15 protein-coding genes are annotated in these 18,120 nt (G+C 49.9%); 8 read left to right on the forward strand and 7 right to left on the reverse strand.

What is annotated here, in order from left to right:
* Positions 1–113: 113 nt before the first annotated feature.
* From cmoM to mukB, 4 genes are read left to right on the forward strand one after another with little or no spacing between them, the layout of a single operon-like run.
* On the forward strand, positions 114–911 hold the full coding sequence (gene cmoM / locus PUN32_RS01615) for a tRNA uridine 5-oxyacetic acid(34) methyltransferase CmoM (RefSeq protein WP_274721460.1): 798 nt from the start codon (positions 114–116) through the stop codon (positions 909–911).
* Positions 908–2,245: a chromosome partition protein MukF gene (gene mukF / locus PUN32_RS01620; protein WP_274721461.1), complete on the forward strand. Its 1,338-nt coding sequence runs from the start codon at positions 908–910 to the stop codon at positions 2,243–2,245. The genes cmoM and mukF overlap by 4 nt, the downstream gene beginning before the upstream one ends.
* The gene (gene mukE, locus PUN32_RS01625; RefSeq protein ID WP_274721462.1) at positions 2,226–2,984 is read left to right on the forward strand and encodes a chromosome partition protein MukE; all 759 of its coding nucleotides are present in this window, start codon (positions 2,226–2,228) and stop codon (positions 2,982–2,984) included. Before mukF ends, mukE begins: the two co-directional genes overlap by 20 nt.
* Positions 2,981–7,456 carry a chromosome partition protein MukB gene (gene mukB, locus PUN32_RS01630; protein WP_274721463.1) on the forward strand — a complete coding sequence of 1,492 codons (4,476 nt, stop codon included), beginning with the start codon at positions 2,981–2,983 and terminating at the stop codon, positions 7,454–7,456. Before mukE ends, mukB begins: the two co-directional genes overlap by 4 nt.
* Positions 7,457–7,581: 125 nt before the next feature.
* On the opposite strand, the gene PUN32_RS01635 is transcribed toward mukB, so the two are convergent.
* On the reverse strand, positions 7,582–8,025 hold the full coding sequence (locus tag PUN32_RS01635) for an Lrp/AsnC family transcriptional regulator (protein ID WP_274721464.1): 444 nt from the start codon (positions 8,023–8,025) through the stop codon (positions 7,582–7,584).
* A gap of 107 nt (positions 8,026–8,132) precedes the next feature.
* Here PUN32_RS01635 and PUN32_RS01640 point away from each other — a divergent pair, with 107 nt between their 5' ends.
* Positions 8,133–8,717, forward strand: a complete 585-nt coding sequence (locus PUN32_RS01640; RefSeq protein ID WP_274721465.1) for a LysE family translocator — start codon at positions 8,133–8,135, stop codon at positions 8,715–8,717.
* 56 nt (positions 8,718–8,773) lie between these two features.
* Here PUN32_RS01640 and PUN32_RS01645 read toward each other — a convergent pair whose 3' ends face one another.
* Positions 8,774–11,140: a YgiQ family radical SAM protein gene (locus PUN32_RS01645; protein WP_274721466.1), complete on the reverse strand. Its 2,367-nt coding sequence runs from the start codon at positions 11,138–11,140 to the stop codon at positions 8,774–8,776.
* Positions 11,141–11,428: 288 nt separating this feature from the next.
* On the opposite strand from PUN32_RS01645, the gene PUN32_RS01650 reads away from it, so the two are divergent.
* Both PUN32_RS01650 and PUN32_RS01655 read left to right on the forward strand, forming a co-directional pair.
* The gene (locus PUN32_RS01650; RefSeq protein ID WP_274721467.1) at positions 11,429–12,112 is read left to right on the forward strand and encodes a hypothetical protein; all 684 of its coding nucleotides are present in this window, start codon (positions 11,429–11,431) and stop codon (positions 12,110–12,112) included.
* Positions 12,113–12,221: 109 nt separating this feature from the next.
* Positions 12,222–12,422, forward strand: a complete 201-nt coding sequence (locus tag PUN32_RS01655; protein WP_274721468.1) for a DUF4250 domain-containing protein — start codon at positions 12,222–12,224, stop codon at positions 12,420–12,422.
* A gap of 40 nt (positions 12,423–12,462) precedes the next feature.
* Here the strand turns inward: PUN32_RS01655 and metR are convergent, their stop codons facing one another.
* The gene (metR, locus tag PUN32_RS01660; RefSeq protein ID WP_274721469.1) at positions 12,463–13,374 is read right to left on the reverse strand and encodes an HTH-type transcriptional regulator MetR; all 912 of its coding nucleotides are present in this window, start codon (positions 13,372–13,374) and stop codon (positions 12,463–12,465) included.
* Positions 13,375–13,770: 396 nt separating this feature from the next.
* On the opposite strand from metR, the gene metE reads away from it, so the two are divergent.
* Positions 13,771–16,056, forward strand: coding sequence for a 5-methyltetrahydropteroyltriglutamate--homocysteine S-methyltransferase (gene metE, locus PUN32_RS01665; RefSeq protein WP_274721470.1), 2,286 nt, complete (start codon positions 13,771–13,773; stop codon positions 16,054–16,056).
* 104 nt (positions 16,057–16,160) lie between these two features.
* On the opposite strand, the gene gspS2 is transcribed toward metE, so the two are convergent.
* The 4 genes from gspS2 to PUN32_RS01685 form a co-directional block, all read right to left on the reverse strand.
* Positions 16,161–16,559: a GspS/AspS pilotin family protein gene (gene gspS2, locus PUN32_RS01670; RefSeq protein ID WP_166014857.1), complete on the reverse strand. Its 399-nt coding sequence runs from the start codon at positions 16,557–16,559 to the stop codon at positions 16,161–16,163.
* A 1-nt stretch (position 16,560) separates the two neighbouring features.
* Complete coding sequence (locus PUN32_RS01675; protein ID WP_166014858.1) at positions 16,561–16,857, reverse strand: YciI family protein; 297 nt, start codon at positions 16,855–16,857, stop codon at positions 16,561–16,563.
* 74 nt (positions 16,858–16,931) lie between these two features.
* Positions 16,932–17,351 carry an acyl-CoA thioester hydrolase YciA gene (gene yciA, locus PUN32_RS01680; protein WP_274721471.1) on the reverse strand — a complete coding sequence of 140 codons (420 nt, stop codon included), beginning with the start codon at positions 17,349–17,351 and terminating at the stop codon, positions 16,932–16,934.
* Between the two features lie 137 nt (positions 17,352–17,488).
* Positions 17,489–18,025 (reverse strand): septation protein A, encoded by a 537-nt coding sequence (locus tag PUN32_RS01685; protein ID WP_274721472.1) that lies wholly within the window; start codon positions 18,023–18,025, stop codon positions 17,489–17,491.
* Between the last annotated feature and the right edge of the window lie 95 nt (positions 18,026–18,120).

An 18,120-nucleotide genomic window follows, 5' to 3' on the forward strand; every position in this document is an offset into this window, starting at 1 on the left:
GAAAACAGTCCGAAAAAACAGCACTTGAATATAAAAAGAGTCGAAGCCTCTTTATTCCTGCTATTCCTGTGACAGAATAGCGGGCACGATGGATTATCATAACTCAAGCTACTGTGACTGAAGACCGTAATTTCGACAATATTGCCCACAAATTTGCAAAAAATATTTACGGCTCTGACAAAGGCGAGATCCGCCAAGTCATTGTTTGGGAAGATTTGCAGCAATTACTCGCTCAATTCAATGCATCAAATGCACCTTTGCACATATTGGATGCAGGGGGAGGCTTGGCGCAACTTTCGCAAAAAATCGCTCGGCTTGGTCATCACGTCACTTTATGTGATCTTTCTTCACAAATGTTGCAATTGGCTGAGCAAGAGATTGCCAACCAAGGCCTGCGTGAGCAGTATCGGTTGGTTCACTCATCGGTGCAGACCATTCAACAGCATCTTAGCGAACCGGTTGATGTGTTGTTATTTCATGCGGTGATGGAGTGGCTGGCCGATCCTAAGCCTGCGTTACAAAACGTGTTGGCACAAGTTAAACCCGGTGGTATGGCATCGGTGATGTTTTACAACTATCACGGTTTAGTTTACAAGAATGCGGTGTGTGGCAACATTCCACACGTGCTAGAAGATATGCCACACCGTAAACGATTCAAATTACAACCGCAGCAAGGCTTACGCCCTGAAGAGGTCTACCAATGGATCGAACAGGCGGGGTTTGAGATCTGCGGAAAATCCGGTATTCGCTGTTTCAGTGATTACATCGGCAACATGAAAAACATGGGCGAATATCAGTATGAGGATTTGCTCGCACTGGAGCGCAAATTCTGCCGTCAGGAGCCTTACCTCTCATTGGGCCGATACATTCATGTATGGGCTCAGAAAAAACAAGAACAGGAAATACAATGAGTGAGTTTACTCAGGATACTGTGCAAAAACCGATCGACGAATTGGTCAGTTGGGTCAAACAGTATGACTTCTCATTGAATCTACCGACTGAGCGCTTGGCATTTTTGCTGGCGATAGCGGTGCTCGGTAACGAAAGATTTGATGAAGAGCTCGGCGAAGGGGAACTGCACGATGCATTTGCGATAGTCACACGCATGTTTGCAGAGTCGGGCGAAGCTTCTGCTTTTCGAGCCAATAATGCGATTAATGATCTGGTTAAGCAGCGACTACTGAGCCGCTTTACCAGCGAAATGACCGAAGGCGCGAGCCTGTATCGGTTAACGCCTTTAGCGATCGGTATCTCCGATTACTACGTGCGGCATCGTCAATTTTCCAAACTCAAGTTATCGATCCAGCTCTCGATGGTGGCCGATGAAATGGCCAAAGCGTTGCAATCGGCGCAGCAGGGCGGCAATGCGGCACACTGGCGCAAAAACGTGTTTGGGGTGCTCAAATATTCGGTCAGTGAAATTTTTGACCGCATCGATCTCAACCAGCGAGTGATGGATGAGCAGCAACAGTCGGTCAAACAGCAGATCGCCGAGCTGTTAAATAAAGATTGGCGCGATGCGATCAACAACTGTGAAGCCTTGCTGTCGGAAACCTCGGCGACGTTGCGAGAGCTGCAAGATACTCTGCAAGCGGCGGGCGATGAGTTGCAAACCCAAATTCTTGATCTCCAAGAGTGCGTGTATGGCAATTTGGAATTGGACTTTATCGAAGAGACGCTGTTTGCGTTGCAGATGAAGCTCGATCGGATTACCAGTTGGGGACAGCAGGCGATCGATCTTTGGATCGGCTACGACCGCCACGTGCATAAGTTTATTCGTACCGCGATTGACATGGATCAGAATCGGGCGTTTAGCCAGCGCCTGCGTCAATCGTTGAGCGACTATTTTGAACAGCCTTGGTACCTCACTTACGCTGAGGCCGAACGTTTATCGGATCTGCGTGATGAGACTCTGGCGCTACGTGATGATGAAGTCACCGGCCAAGTGCCTACCGAGGTGGAATACCAACCACTGCAACAAGTGAATGACGAATTGGCTGAGCGAATTAGCCATATGCTGAAAGTGCATAAAGAGCAGGGCAGCGCGCTGGATTTAGCCCAGGTACTTCGCGACTACTTAGCCAGTCATCCACGCACTCATCATTTTGATTTAGCCCGAATGGTTGTCGACCAAGCGGTGAGGCTCGGTTACTCCGAGTCTGATTACCGCGCTATCCAGCCGAACTGGACAGCGATTAACGATTTTGGCGCAAAGGTACAAGCGAATGTCATCGACCGATATTAATCAATACATGCCAGAGAATCTGGCCAAAGCGATCGCCAATCCGCTGTTTCCAGCACTCGATAGTTTGTTGCGTGCGGGGCGGCATGTGGCCAGTGATGATCTGGATAATCACGCATTTTTGTCTGATTTTGAGCTGGATTTAGCGCTGTTTTACCAACGTTATCACACTGAACTGGTGCGCGCGCCAGAAGGCTTTTTCTACCTGCGTCCTCGTTCAAGCTCGCTGATTAACCGCAGTGTACTGTCTGAGCTGGATATGCTGGTCGGTAAAGTGCTGTGTTTTCTGTATTTGAGCCCCGAGCGTTTGGCCCATGAAGGCATTTTCACCAACCAAGAGTTGTACGATGAGCTGTTGACGCTGGTGGAAGAGAAGAAATTAATGAAGCTGGTCACCAACCGTGCCAGCGGCTCAGATCTGGACCGTGAAAAATTATTTGAAAAAGTGCGCACTTCGCTGCGTCGTTTACGTCGCCTTGGCATGGTGATCACCATTGGTGATACGGCCAAATTTCGCATTACTGAAGCAGTATTTCGTTTTGGTGCAGACGTGCGTTTGGGTGGTGATGTGCGTGAGGCGCAGCTGCGCCTGATCCGTGATGGTGAAGCGGTGGTGCATACTCCAGAGCCGAGCCAACAAAGCCTGCTGCATCATTCAGTCAATGAGTACAACTCAGCCAGTGAGTACCATGCAGCCAGCGAGTACGATGAAGAGCAAACCGAGTGGGAAGATGAAGCATGATTGAACGAGGTAAATATCAATCGCTAACCATGATCAACTGGAACGGCTTCTTTGCACGTACTTTTGACATTGATAATTTAGTGACCACCTTATCGGGTGGTAACGGTGCCGGTAAGTCGACCACCATGGCGGCGTTTATTACCGCTTTGATCCCAGACCAAAGCCTGCTCCATTTCCGTAACACTACCGAAGCGGGTAGCTCACACGCCTCACGTGATAAAGGCTTGTACGGCAAACTGCAAGCCGGCGCGTGTTACGCTGCGCTGGATGTGGTCAACTCACGTAACCAACGGCTACTGTTTGCGGTCAAGCTACAACAAGTGGCTGGACGTGATAAGAAAGTCGATATCAAGCCGTTCTTGATCCAAGGCTTGCCAAGCCATATCAAGCCGACCGATATCTTGATTGAAACCGTGTCGGATAAGCACGCGCGGGTTCGTCAAATCAATGAAGTGAAAGAGGCGGTCAGCCAGATTGAAGGCGCGCACTGCAAATCTTTCCCGTCGATTGTTGACTACCACGCACAGATGTTTGAATTTGGCGTGATCCCGAAAAAACTGCGCAATAGCTCAGATCGTTCAAAATTCTACCGTTTGATTGAAGCGTCGCTTTATGGCGGTATTTCCAGTGCGATCACTCGCTCACTACGAGATTACCTGCTGCCGCAAAATGGTGGCGTGAAAAAAGCCTTCCAAGATATGGAATCGGCGCTACGTGAAAACCGCATGACGCTGGAAGCGATCAAAACCACGCAAGCGGATCGCGATCTGTTCAAACACCTGATCACTGAATCGACCCACTATGTGGCCGCTGACTACATGCGCCACGCCAATGATCGACACCATAAAGTGGGGCAAACTTTGGCACTGCGTAGTGAACTGTTTGCTTCACGGAGCACCTTGATTGAACAAAACCAGTTGCTGAACCGTGTTCATCAAGAATTAGCTCTGTTGCTGGAGCAAGAAACCGCGTTAGAGCAAGATCACCAAGGCGCATCTGATCACTTGCAGTTGGTGCAAAATGCCCTGCGTCAGCAAGAAAAAATTGAGCGTTATCAAGATGATCTTGAAGAGCTGAGCTTCCGCCTTGAAGAGCAATTGATGGTGGTCGAAGAGGCGGATCAACAGGTGATGATGGCAGAAGAGCAGGCCACGATCACCGAAGAGGAAGTTGATAGCCTTAAATCACAACTGGCCGATTATCAGCAAGCGCTTGATGTGCAGCAAACGCGCGCTTTGCAATATCAACAAGCCGTGCAAGCGCTCGATAAAGCGCGCGCTTTACTCGGCAAGCCAGAGCTGACTGCGCAAAGTGCACAGGCGTTAGCCGCTCAGTTGAAAGCGGAGCAGGAAACGCGCACCAGCGAGCTCTTGGCACTCAAACACAAGCTGGATATGTCCGCGGCGGCGGCGCAGCAGTTCAACCATGCATTTGAACTGGTGACGCGTGTGCAAGGTGAGGTGGCGCGCAGTGACGCTGCCAATCAAGCTCAACAATTGCTACGTCAAGCACGGGATGCCGAGCATACGCTGCATAACGAGAGCCAGTGGCAAGCGCAGCAACGTGATGTGGCGCGTCAGCTTGAGCAGCAGCGTAACGTGCTGACTCTGGCTAGCCAATATCATCAGCAACATCACGTGGCGTTGGATGATGCCGCGAGCGTTGAGTTAGAGCGTGAGCGCCACACGGCACAGTTGGAAGAGCTGGAAAGTGCGCAGGAAAACTGCCGTGAACAGCGTGGCCAGTTACGCCATCAAGCGCAAGAATTGCAAACACAAATTGCCCGTTGTGAGTCGATCGCCCCAGCGTGGATCAAAGCCAGTGATGCGCTACAAACATTGCGTGAGCAAACCGGCGCTGAACTGGCCGATAGCCACTCGGTGATGGCGCATATGCAGCAAGTGCTAGAGCGAGAAAAAGTTCAATCACAGGCCAAAGATAAGCTGGCCGAGCAGCGCACTAAACTGGATAACGAAATTGAGCGTTTAGCTTCTCCCGGTGGCTCTAACGATCCCCGTCTGAAAGGGCTGGCGGATACGCTAGGCGGTGTGTTGCTGTCAGAAATCTACGATGACATTGCGATTGATGATGCGCCGTATTTCAGCGCCATGTACGGCCCTGCACGGCACGCGATTGTGGTCTCCGATCTGGCTGGCATCAAAGAAAAATTGATCGAGCTGGATGATTGTCCAGAAGATCTGTACCTGATTGAAGGTGATGTGGATGCGTTTGATGACAGTTCATTTAACGCACAAGAGCTGGAAGGCGCGGTGTGCGTGCAGCTTAATCAGCGCCAAATTCGCTATTCCCGCCTACCAGCTATCCCACTGTTTGGGCGTGCCGCTCGCGAGCAACGCTTAGAGTTGCTGCGTGAAGAGCGCGATCAAGTGGTGGAAGAGCATGCTAAAGCGGCGTTTGATTCGCAAAAACTGCAACGTCTGTACGCCAGCTTTAACCAATTTGTGGCTACCCATTTGCCTGTCGCGTTTGATGCGGATCCTGAGCAAGCCTTGCTCAGTGCGCGTGAGCAGCGTAACCAGCGGCTGCGTTCGATCAGTGAGTTTGATGCGCAAGAGCAACAACTACGTAGCCAATTGCAAGCGAGCAAACAAGCGTTAGCGGCGCTGGATCAACTCGCGCCGCAAATGAGTCTGCTTGATGAACAGACGCTGGAAGCGCGTTATCAAGAGCTGGAAGAAAAACTGCAACAACTGAGTGAAGCGAAAGCCTTTATTGCGGCCCATGGTCGTACCATCAGTGAGTTGGAAAAAGTGGCGGCAGTACTCGAGGCTGACCCTGAGCAGTTTGATGCGCTGGAGCAACAATACCAGCAAGCGGATCAAGCGTTGCAGCAGCTTAAAGCGCAAATTTTTGCGCTGGCGGATCTGCTGGAGCGTCGCCACCATTTTGCGTATTCCGATTCGGTCGCCCTGCTTAACCAAAGCAGTGAGCTGAGTGAGCAGCTTAAAGCCAAGTTGGTTCAGGCACAAAGTCAGCGCACTCGCAGCCGTGAAGAGCTAAAACAGCGCCAAGCTCAGCTCAGTCAATACCATCAACTGTTGGCATCACTGAAAAGTTCACATCAAGCCAAATTAGAAACGGTGCAAGAGTTCAAACAAGAGCTGCAAGAGTTTGGCGTGCTTGCGGATGATCGCGCACTTGAGCGTGCCCAGTTGCGCCGTGATGAGTTGCAACAGCAGCTACACACCGCGCGCGGCCGTAAGAGTGAATATGAACGCACGATGACCGCCACTGAGCTAGAGATGAAAGCGCTGGTCAAGCGCATGAAAAAAGGCGAGAAAGAGTATCAAGAGCTGCGTACTTTAGTGGTCAATGCTAAAGCAGGCTGGTGCTCGGTCTTGCGCTTGGCGCGCGATAACGATGTCGAGCGTCGCTTGCATAAGCGTGAGCTGGCTTACTTATCCGCCGATGAGCTGCGCTCGATGTCCGATAAATCACTCGGTGCGCTGCGTCTGGCGGTAGCCAACAACCAAGATCTGCGTGATGCGCTGCGTCTATCGGAAGATAATAGCCGTCCTGAACGTAAAGTGCTGTTCTACATTGCGGTGTATCAGCATCTGCGTGAGCGTATCCGCCAAGACATCATTCGTACTGACGATCCGGTCGAAGCGATTGAAGAGATGGAAGTGGAATTGGCTCGCTTAACCGAAGAGCTGACCCAGCGCGAGCAGCGCTTGGCGATCAGCTCTGATTCGGTGGCTAGCATTATTCGTAAAACCATTCAGCGTGAGCAAAATCGGATCCGCATGCTCAACCAAGGCCTGTCGAATATCGCCTTTGGCCAGGTGAATGGGGTGCGTCTCAACGTGAAAGTGCGTGAGAGTCACCAAATTCTGCTGACAGGTTTGGCGGAACAGCAAGCGCAGCACAAAGATCTGTTTGAAAGCGCCCGCTATACCTTCTCTGAAGCGATGGCGAAACTGTTCCAACGGGTCAATCCACACATCGATATGGGGCAACGTTCACCGCAAGTACTGGGTGAAGAGCTGCTCGATTATCGCAATTACCTCGAATTGAGTGTGGAAGTGAACCGTGGTGCGGATGGTTGGCTGCAAGCCGAATCTGGCGCCTTGTCGACTGGTGAGGCGATTGGTACGGGACAATCGATTCTGTTGATGGTGGTACAGAGTTGGGAAGAAGAGTCACGGCGTTTGCGCAGTAAAGATATTGTGCCATGTCGTCTGTTATTCCTCGATGAAGCCGCACGTCTGGATGGCAAATCAATCGCTACCTTGTTTGAGCTGTGTGAGCGGCTGGATATGCAGCTACTGATTGCGGCGCCAGAGAACATCAGCCCAGAGCGAGGGACGACCTACAAACTGGTGCGTAAAGTGTTTAAAGATCATGAACACGTACATGTGGTAGGGCTGCGCGGTTTTGCACCAACTGAAAAGCCCAAAACAGCTGAGCAGACATTCGCCGCACAATTGGCAGGCGAGTTGATGGAATAGCCGATACTGATCGGTAACTGAAAGTAAAACGCCTTCCCAATGGAAGGCGTTTTAGTTATCAGCTCTAAACCATTGTCTTGGGCGGTGGTGATTGTTTCAAGTTAACGCGGTTAAGGGATGAGGGTCTATTGTCGCTCATCTTTCGGTGAATCCATCACGACCATAGTGGTGATCGATTTCACCACGGCACACTCGCCCAGCACATCGGCGTGAAAGCGTTTATAAGCTGGCAAATCTTGGCTTTCGACGCGCAGTAAATATTCGTTATTGCCCGTGATATTGTGGCATTCGACCACTTCTTGCGCAAAGCGGATATGTTGCTCAAAGCTGAGCTGTGATTGCTTGGTATGGCTATTTAAACCAATCGCAACATACGCGATAAAACCGATCTCAAGCTGAGTTTTATCCAATATCGCCCGATAACCTTTAATAACCTGTTTGCGTTCCAAATCTTGTACGCGTCTTAGCGTTGCTGATGGAGATAACCCGACCCGTTCGGCTAACTCGACATTCGAGATACGGCCATCTTGTTGTAGCTCGTGCAATATTCTTTGGTCAAATCGATCCATAATGATGTTTTATTGTGCGTTGAAGATTTTATTTGCTTATATAAGCACAATATTGCATCAAAATACGATTATTATTTCTCGATATTAATTTGATTAACCGGATAACCATGGATCACGCTTTATTTGCGCCGCTCGTGGCGTTTGCTTTGGTTTCGACCATTTCACCAGGGCCGAACAATATTATGCTAATGACCTCTGGTGCCAATGTGGGCTTTTGGCGCACCATGCCGCATATGCTCGGAGTGACATTCGGCTTTAGTTTTATGGTGATACTGGTTGGGGTTGGCTTAACCGAACTGTTTCAGCGTTACCCATTGATGCAACAAGGGTTGCAGGTAGCTTGTACGGTATATTTGGTTTATTTGGCGATCAAAATTGCGCTCAGTCGCCCGAGTCAGCATGATCAGCAGTATCAACCGATGTCATTTGTGGCGGCGGTGTTGTTTCAGTGGGTCAATCCTAAAGGTTGGTCAATGGCGCTGACCGCGGTCAGTGTGTTTAACCCAAGCGCGAGTTGGTTGCAGCTAGGATTGATCGCTCTGGTGTTTATTTTGGTGAATATTCCTTCGGTCAGCCTCTGGACCGCGGCCGGTAAGCAGTTGAGCTACTGGATGAATCATCCGCGTTATGTGCGTTGGTTTAATGGTGCGATGGCGGGTTTGTTACTGCTGTCAGTGGTACCGATGTTCTGAACAGACCTCCCCCATGATGGGGGAGGGTAAAATAGGTAAGGTGCAATGAAATAGCACTAACGAGCACGTGGAGCTTGGCGCTGCGTATTGCCACGACTCGCAGGGCGACCAGAACCCGATGACTTACCACCGGTAGCGTTACCCCGTTGACCCGATTGGCCGCGGTTTTGTTCACCACGAGCCGGTTTGCTTGCCGCAGGCTTATTCGCTGTCGGTCTGCTACCAGTGGCTTGATTGCCCGACGGTTTGCCCTGATGGGATTTATTACCACTGTTTGGACGACCTTGGCCTGCGGATTTGTTACCGCGTAGCGCATCAAACCCCGGCTGGCTCTGAGTATGTTTGGTCGCAAAACGGTTGGTTCCATGACGACCCGATTTGCGGCTTTGTGCTGGAGTGAGCGGCTCGCTATCTTTTTCTGGGATCAGGCACTCAGCACGATCGCCAATCAGATGGCGTTTACCCATGGCAATCAACGCTTCACGTAGCAGTGGCCAGTTAGCCGGATCATGGTAGCGCAGTAGTGCTTTATGCAAGCGGCGCTGCGCTTCGCCTTTCGCAACGGGCACCTTTTCCGGTTTCTTGTATTTTACCCGTTTCAGCGGGTTGACTTCCGAATGGTACATTGCGGTTGCATTACACATTGGCGATGGATAGAAGTTTTGTACCTGATCGCAGCGATAGTTGTTGGCTTTTAGCCACAGCGCCAAATTGAGCATGTCTTCATCTTCGGTACCTGGGTGAGCGGCGATGAAGTAAGGGATCAGGTACTGTTTTTTGCCCGCTTCGGCACTGTATTTTTCAAACAGTTCTTTAAAGCGATCATAGGTACCCATGCCCGGCTTCATCATCATGCTCAGTGGGCCTTGCTCGGTATGCTCTGGAGCAATCTTCAAATAGCCGCCCACGTGATGGGTCACCAATTCACGCACATACTCCGGTGATTCAATCGCTAAGTCATAGCGCACGCCAGAGGCGATCACCACTTTCTTAATCCCTTGTACGTTACGAGCTTCACGATACAGATCGATGGTGTGTCGATGGTCGGTATTGAGCTTATGACAGATGCCTGGGAATACACAGCTTGGACGACGACAGTTGGCTTCCGCTTTCGGATCCGAACAGCCAAGGCGATACATGTTAGCCGTAGGGCCACCTAAATCGGAAATCACCCCAGTAAAGCCCGGCACTTTATCGCGGATCTCTTTGAGTTCATTGATGATCGACTCTTGCGAGCGGTTTTGAATAATCCGCCCTTCATGCTCAGTGATCGAGCAGAATGAACAGCCACCAAAACAGCCACGCATAATGTTGACTGAGGTTTTGATCATGTCGTAAGCCGGGATCTTGGCATCACCATATTTCGGGTGTGGCACACGGGCGTAGTACAGACCAAACACGTAATCCATCTCTTCGGTGGTGAGCGGGATCGGTGCTGAGTTGACCCACAGTTCACGGTCACCATGACGCTGCACCAGCGCGCGTCCCGAATACGGGTTGGTTTCTAAATGTAGCACTCGGCTAGCGTGGGCGTACAAAATGCGATCATTGACCAATTTTTCAAACGAAGGCAGACGCACCGCGGTGGTTTTGCAATCGTGGCGAGATGGGCGCACTGTGATCGGTTGGGCGGCTTGATCATCATTTTTGGTCGCACATTGGGTTTCCACTTCGTACGGATTGGTTGGGACAAACGGCTTGTTTGGCTGATCAATACGCGTGGAGTCGATAATTTTAAAATGGGCTGGCACTTGAGCCAGATTGACTGCGGTACCGCGGACATTGGTCATCTGTTGAATAGTTTCACCATTGGCTAGCCGGTGAGCCACTTCGATCAAGGCACGTTCTGCGTTACCAAACAGCAGAATATCGGCTTTAGCATCAAACAGCACCGAGCGGCGCACTTTATCCGACCAGTAGTCGTAATGGGCGACACGGCGCAAACTGGCTTCAATACCACCCAGAACAATTGGTACATCTTTATAAGCTTCACGGCAGCGTTGTGAATACACCAGCGAGCAACGATCTGGGCGCACACCGCCTTTATTATTTGGTGTGTAGGCATCGTCATGGCGAATTTTTTTATCCGCGGTATAGCGGTTAATCATCGAGTCCATATTGCCCGCCGTAACGCCGAAAAATAGATTCGGTTTACCGAGCGCCATAAAAGCGTCTTTGGTTTGCCAGTGTGGCTGAGCAATAATTCCAACCCGAAAACCTTGCGCTTCTAATAAACGGCCGATAATCGCCATGCCAAAGCTAGGATGATCGACATAAGCATCGCCGGTTACAATGATAATGTCACAGCTATCCCAGCCCAACTGATCCATTTCCTCACGACTGGTCGGTAAGAATGGCGCGGTGCCGAAGCATTCGGCCCAGTATTTTTTGTAGTGGTGGATAGGGGTGATTTCGCTGTGCATATGGCCGCCTCAAGATTAAGAGGGCGGCATTATAGCGGCTTGCCCGCTGACTATCTAGCGCAACATTCTCCATACAAATAGCCAGGTTTTTATCTCAGTTGACTGCAGCGGTGTTGACTACGTTGGTTCACCTCAAGCACATAATTTGTCTATGCTCATGGGGATGAACTCGCTTGCAGTCTACCTGCAACTCCAAGTTGTTTGGGTATCTATAGGTAACGATGCTTGGGGTTCTTGGCATAGGTTTGCTATTATCGGCGACCTGTTTCGCTGTCTGATTGGCCTACTATGCTTGATTCTTTACTCTCCGTACTCGCCCCAATGCTGTTGGGGGCTCAAATCATAATGACTTTAGTGTTGGTGAAGGGCGAAATTTGCCCCGGTCAACGTGGTCGGCTGCATAAATTGTTGCCTGCGCTGCTCGCATTATGGTTGGCGATGGCATCACTCAACCTTGTCGCTTTATTGGTGGCGTTGACGCTATTTTATTTTTATTCACAAGTACAAACGCAAAAAACTCGTGAACAAGGCCCGTTGTGGGTTCTTTATTTCACCAATGGTTTCGCGCTGGTCTATGTGTTGATGTTGGCGAGTCAAGCGCCAGTCTGGTCTGCATCGCTGATGGTATTAGTATCGGTTGCTTTGCTCGGAGCGTTATTTGCCCATCTGTTATTAAGCCTGGCTCGTTCACGCTTACAAGCATTCCAGCGTATTTTACCTGTGGTTGGAGTGCTCGCGGCCATGCTGATCGCACTGTGTATTTTGCCGTATATACATGGGTTAGATGAAAACCAGATCGGCAGATTAGTGCAGCCAATCTTGCTAAATTTAGCGGCATTGATCATCGGTTGTGTAGTGTGGTGCTGGCATTTACTGTCTGCGGCTAGCGCCAATAAATGGCAATTAGCTGCTGCACTGTGTTTGCTGTTGAAGGCGACGAGTGGTTTGCACGCGCTCTATTTTCTGGTTTAAGCGTCTGCCGTGCGTAGGTTTGTGTGATCACTTTCCGTTGTCCCAATAGCGACTATGCTTAATGGGGGGCGGAAACGCTGAGTGAAAATATTCAATCAGGAGTGATGTGATGGATCTGAGTAACCTACGCAATATTAATAGTGTGATTTTATTGGGCATCGTCAACGAAAAGCTGCGCTTAGAGTGTGCCAGTTTGGATGAATTGATCAGTACTTATGAAATGGATATGCAACATTTGGTGGGCAAGTTCGACGGGCTTGGCTACCAATACGATCCATCGTCTAATCAATTCAAATCCTACCCGCACTAGGCTGGTTATACACGAGGCTTGCTATACACAAGATTTGTTATCAAGCCATCTTGATCCCCTCAAGATGGCTTTTGCATTGCTGGCGTGCAGTGGCAAAAAAAGCTTGTAGATAATGCTTGTCTTTTTCACTGTGGCGAATTGCTGCAAATAACCGTCGCCACAAGCCGCGACCCAGCGGCTTACTAGTGATCAAACCTTGGCGTGAAAACTCACTGATCGCCCAATTAGGCAGGGCGGCGACGCCTAAACCGGCAGAAACCATTTGTACTAGCATCAAGGTGTTGTCCGCTTGCTTCCAACGTGCAGGTTCAATTCCGGCTGGCTGTAAAAAGTGTTTGACCACATCTAAGCGCTGTTTTTGGACTGGGTAGGTGAGCATGGTTTGGTTGGCCAAATCTTGTGGCTCAATTACCGCTTTATCAGCCAACGGGTGAGCAGTGCCGGTGATCAGGCGCATTTCAAAATCAAACAACGGCTCATAGTGAATTTCAGAACGCGGCAAAATATCGGAAGTGATCAACAAATCCAACTCACCGCTTAACAATGCTGGCAGTGGCTCAAAGCCGAAGCCGGAAGAAAAATCCAACGCGACACTCGGCCAGTGAGACTGATATTCACGCAGCGCTGGCATCAACCACTGAAAGCACGAATGGCATTCAATCGCCATGTGTAGGCGACCATGCACATCCTCTTTCAGGCTGGCGAGATCATGCTCGGCACGCGTCATCTTGGGTAGCACATCAGCGGCTAAGCGCAGCAGTATTTCCCCTTCCGCGGTAAAGCGTACAGGGCGGGTTTTACGTAAAAACAGTTGGCCACCGATGCGCGCTTCCAAATCTTTAATTTGATGGGAGAGGGCAGACTGGGTGAGATGCAGCGCGGTTGCTGTCGCGGTCAGCGATCCGGTTTCACGTAACGTCAGCAGCGTTTTTAAATGTTTCAGCTCTATCATGAGTCGTTCTCATCGTTCCCTAAGCTCATTGGGCATGTTGGCAATACCCTTGCTACTTGAAGTTGCAGCGGTGTTGGCTGCGTTCGCTCACCCCAATCACATAGTTTGCCTATGCTCATCGGGACTCACTTATCGCCTACCTGCAACTCCAAGTTGTTTAGGTATAAGTTACGCTGATCAAATAGAGGTGTAAACATCCAGATGGCTAAATATTTTAAGATAAACTAATCATTAATCTGCTTAACATGAAAATTTCTAATCAAGAACTTGAAGAAATGGACCTTGTTCTGTCGCGCTGAATATTTGATATTTTAGCCATCCAGACATCTTTTGGTGTACTGAATCAACCATCAACCATAGAACTTGAACGATCTTGATTATTGAGAAGGATTTTTTATGACCACGACACATATTCTTGGCTATCCGCGAATTGGCACACACCGTGAACTGAAATTTGCGCTGGAGCAGTACTGGCGTGGCGAGATTGATCAGGCCGCATTACAGCAAGTGGGTAGCCACATTCGTCAACAAAACTGGGCAGTGCAAAAAGAGGCCGGACTGGATTTTGTGAGCGTCGGTGATTTTGCTTGGTATGACCATGTGCTAACCACCAGCTTATTGCTTGGCCATGTGCCTAAGCGCCACCGCCACGGTTTCCCCGATTTAGATACTCTGTTTCGGATCGGGCGTGGCCAGTCACATCATGCTTGTGGCTGTAGCGCGAACAGTGCCGCGGCGGATATGACCAAATGGTTTAATACTAACTATCACTATATTGTGCCGGAATTCAGCGCCGACGACAGCTTTAACCTCAGTTGGCCACAGCTGTTTGAAGAGATCAATCAAGCTCAGCAAGCGGGGCATCAGGTAAAGCCCGTGCTGCTTGGCCCGATCAGTTATCTGTATTTGGGTAAAGAAGTCGAAGAGGGATTTGATCGCTTAACACTGCTACCGCGCCTTTTGAGTGCTTATCAAGCCATTTTGGCTAAATTGGCCAAACAGGGAGTGCCGTGGGTACAGATTGATGAACCGATTTTAGCACTAGAGCTGAAGCCTCACTGGCAAGAGGCGTTTAAATTGGCTTATCAAGTGCTGCGTGGCGAAGTCAAACTGCTGTTAACCACCTATTTTGATTCGGTATTGGATACGCTCGATAAGATTGTGACCTTGCCGGTGGATGGTTTACATGTTGATATTTCTGCTGCGCCAGATCAACTCGATCAGATTGTTCAGTGTTTGCCTGCGCATTGGGTACTTTCCGCTGGGGTGATCAATGGGCGTAATGTATGGCGAGCCGATCTCAGCGCACTCCTTGCGCGGTTGCAGCCAGTACAAGCGCAACTGGGTGAGCGGTTATGGATCGCCAGTTCTTGCTCACTGTTACACAGTCCGGTTGATCTGCAGTTAGAAACGCAATTGAGCGCAGAAGCCCATAGCTGGTTTGCCTTTGCCAAACAAAAAGTCAGCGAAGTTGCGCTGCTTGGGCGTGCGCTGCAAGGTGATGCCGATGCCATTTTGGCGTGTGAGACTTATAGTCAGCCGATTGTGGCGCGGCGATCTTCACCAACCGTGCATAAAGCCTCGGTACAAGCTCGGTTGAATACCATCACTGCCGCTTTGGCTGAGCGCAGTGCACCGTATGCTCAACGAGCGCATCATCAGGCTCAAGTGTTAGGTTTGCCTCTGTTACCAACCACCACCATCGGATCATTTCCACAAACCACGCAGATCCGCACTGAGCGTAGTGCCTATCGGCAAGGCAAATTGAGTGAGGAGCAGTATGTGCAAGCCTTGCAGGGGCATATTGCTGATGCGGTGCAACGTCAAGAAGCGCTTGGGTTAGATGTGCTGGTACACGGCGAAGCGGAGCGCAATGATATGGTGGAATATTTTGCTGAGCATCTGGCCGGCTTTCAAACCACACAATTTGGTTGGGTGCAGAGTTACGGCTCACGCTGTGTTAAACCCGCGATTGTGGTGGCGGATATTGAGCGTGAACAACCGATCACGGTGCAGTGGTCGTGTTATGCACAATCACTGACGGCAAAACAGATGAAAGGCATGTTAACTGGGCCGGTCACTATCCTGTGCTGGACTTTCCCACGCGAAGATATTGCTCGCCAAACCATTGCCCAGCAATTGGCGCTAGCGCTGCGTGATGAAGTGAGTGATCTGCAAAATGCGCAGATCAATATTATCCAAATTGATGAACCTGCGATCCGAGAAGGGCTACCGTTGAAAAAACGCGATCATCAGCAGTATTTAGACTGGGCGGTGCAAGCGTTTAAGATTGCCGCAGGCAGTGCGCGTCCAGAAACACAAATCCACACCCATATGTGCTATAGCGAGTTCAATCACATCATCGAATCGGTAGCAGCGTTGGATGCGGACGTGATCACCATTGAAACCTCGCGTTCGAATATGGAACTGCTTAAAGCGTTTGAAGCGTTTAACTACCCAAATGCGATTGGACCTGGGGTGTATGACATTCACTCGCCGAATATTCCAACCCAAGCGTGGATTGAGCAGTTACTTGGTAAGGCTGCGCAAAAAATTCCCGTCGAGCGGTTGTGGGTTAACCCTGATTGCGGCTTGAAAACGCGCAGTTGGCCAGAAGTTGAGGCGGCACTGAGCAATATGGTTAACGCCGCACAAGCGCTGCGTGAGCAATGGGTCGCTTAACGCTAGCACCTATACCAATCAATAAGGCCTCGTACAGAGGCCTTGATGCAAAGGGTAATCGAGTTGTTGCGGTCGACGAACCCGTGATGACTTAATGCTGGCGGTTAGCGCTTAGCACAGAATTCTTTCGTCACCCACTGATCGGCCATCAACTGGCCACGAGAGTTGCGCATTTGAATACGATAACTAAGACCGACATCGAGGTTGGAACGGGTGTCGTTATTGGTACAGAAGCGATTGAGTGCGTGGTTTAACACTTGCTCGGTCGGCTTAGCATCGATCGCGTCATCATTGTAGACCATGACCAATTCAATACTGGTGCCTTTAGCGGTTGCGCGCAGAATATTCAGCGGGCCAGCTTCCAGCGGCAGCTTAGTTGCGAGTAAACTCGCGCGATTGCCCGCCAGTAGTTCAAGGTTACGTTGCTTATCGGCTGCACCAGAGCTGCAACCTGCGAGGATCAGCGTCGATGCTAGCACGCTGCACAGAACAATTTTTTTCATATCAGAATACTTTTTTGAAAGGTTTCACCGTCACGTGGGCGTAAACGCCTGCAGTAACATAAGGGTCGGCATCCGCCCAAGCTTGCGCTGCGGCTAATGACGCAAATTCTGCAATCACGGTCGAGCCAGTAAAACCTGCTTGACCAGGGTCTTGGGCATCAATCGCGGGCATCGGACCTGCGGTGAGTAGGCGACCTTCGTCTTGCAACTGTTGTAAACGCGCCAGATGTTGTGGGCGCACACTAAGGCGTTTTGCTAATGAATGCTCGACATCCTGTGCAAAAATCACATACCACATAATTCGTTATTCCTTATCGATAAGCCAAACGCAAAACCACAATTTTACGCAACTGCTTTGCTAAACACAGCCGGTTAACACGATTTCTGTGATCCGCCATGAAGGCTTATTTCTCTGGGACGGCCATTCGCATCGATCGCCACGTAGTTGAAGGTTGCTTCACAAACTTGGAAACGTTCGCCAATACCATCTTCTTTAACTGGTTTTACCCAAACTTCAAGATTAATGGTCATCGAGGTGCGGCCAATTTTGATGCAGTCACCGTAGCAACATACCACATCACCCACGGTGACCGGTTTTTTAAATGTGATACTGGAGACCGAAACCGTCACAATCCGGCCACAGGAGATCTCTTTGGCCAAAATGCCTCCAGCCAAATCGAGCTGAGACATGATCCAACCACCGAAAATGTCACCGTTGGCGTTGGTGTCGGCTGGCATGGCGAGAGTGCGCAGCAAAAGCTGGCCTTTGGGGGTGTTCACACTTTGATCCATTTGGTTATCCATTGCAAATCAAACAACGACCGAATTAGGTCGCTGTGGGTGAGAGGGGATTATAACCATAATTTGTAGGCGGAAGTACCCCTTAGCACCATTTGTAATAAACCATTTACCTTCTCTATGCCGTGCGTTTATTGCTCAGGCTGCTGGGCTAGCTGTTTATAGATATAACCCCCGGTGAGCAGGGTAAACAGCAGAGTGGCGATCAGTAAGCCAAACACTTTAAAATTGACCCATACATCCAACGGGAGTTGGTAAGCGATGTATAAATTAAGGGCGGCGCACAGACTGAAAAAGCTTACCCATGCCCAGTTAATGGTAGCCCATGCACGGTCTGGTAAGCGAAGCTCTTGGCCAAGCATGGTTTTGATTGCGGATTTGCCGATCAGATGGCTGATGGTTAAACCGAGGGCAAATACCACATAAACAATGGTGACTTTCCATTTGATAAAGTTGTCATCGTGCAGCGCTAAGGTCATGCCACCAAATAGCGCGACCATGACACCGGTGATCAACTGGATTTTTTCAACTTTCTTATAAATGGCATAGGTGATCAGCAGTTGCAGTGCGCTGGCGATGATCAAAGCCGCCGTGGCTGCATATATATCGTACAGCTTATACAAGGCAAAGAAGATGATCAGCGGGATAAAATCAAGCAGTTGTTTCATGAAGCTAGCGTCCAGTTAGGTGAGAAACTACAGTCTAACCAAAGTTTAGCCTCAGCAAAATAGGCGTGTGATGCGACGTGTTGGTCAACATTGTT

It is taken from the genome of Vibrio chanodichtyis (assembly GCF_028863985.1).
Lineage (GTDB): Bacteria > Pseudomonadota > Gammaproteobacteria > Enterobacterales > Vibrionaceae > Vibrio > Vibrio chanodichtyis.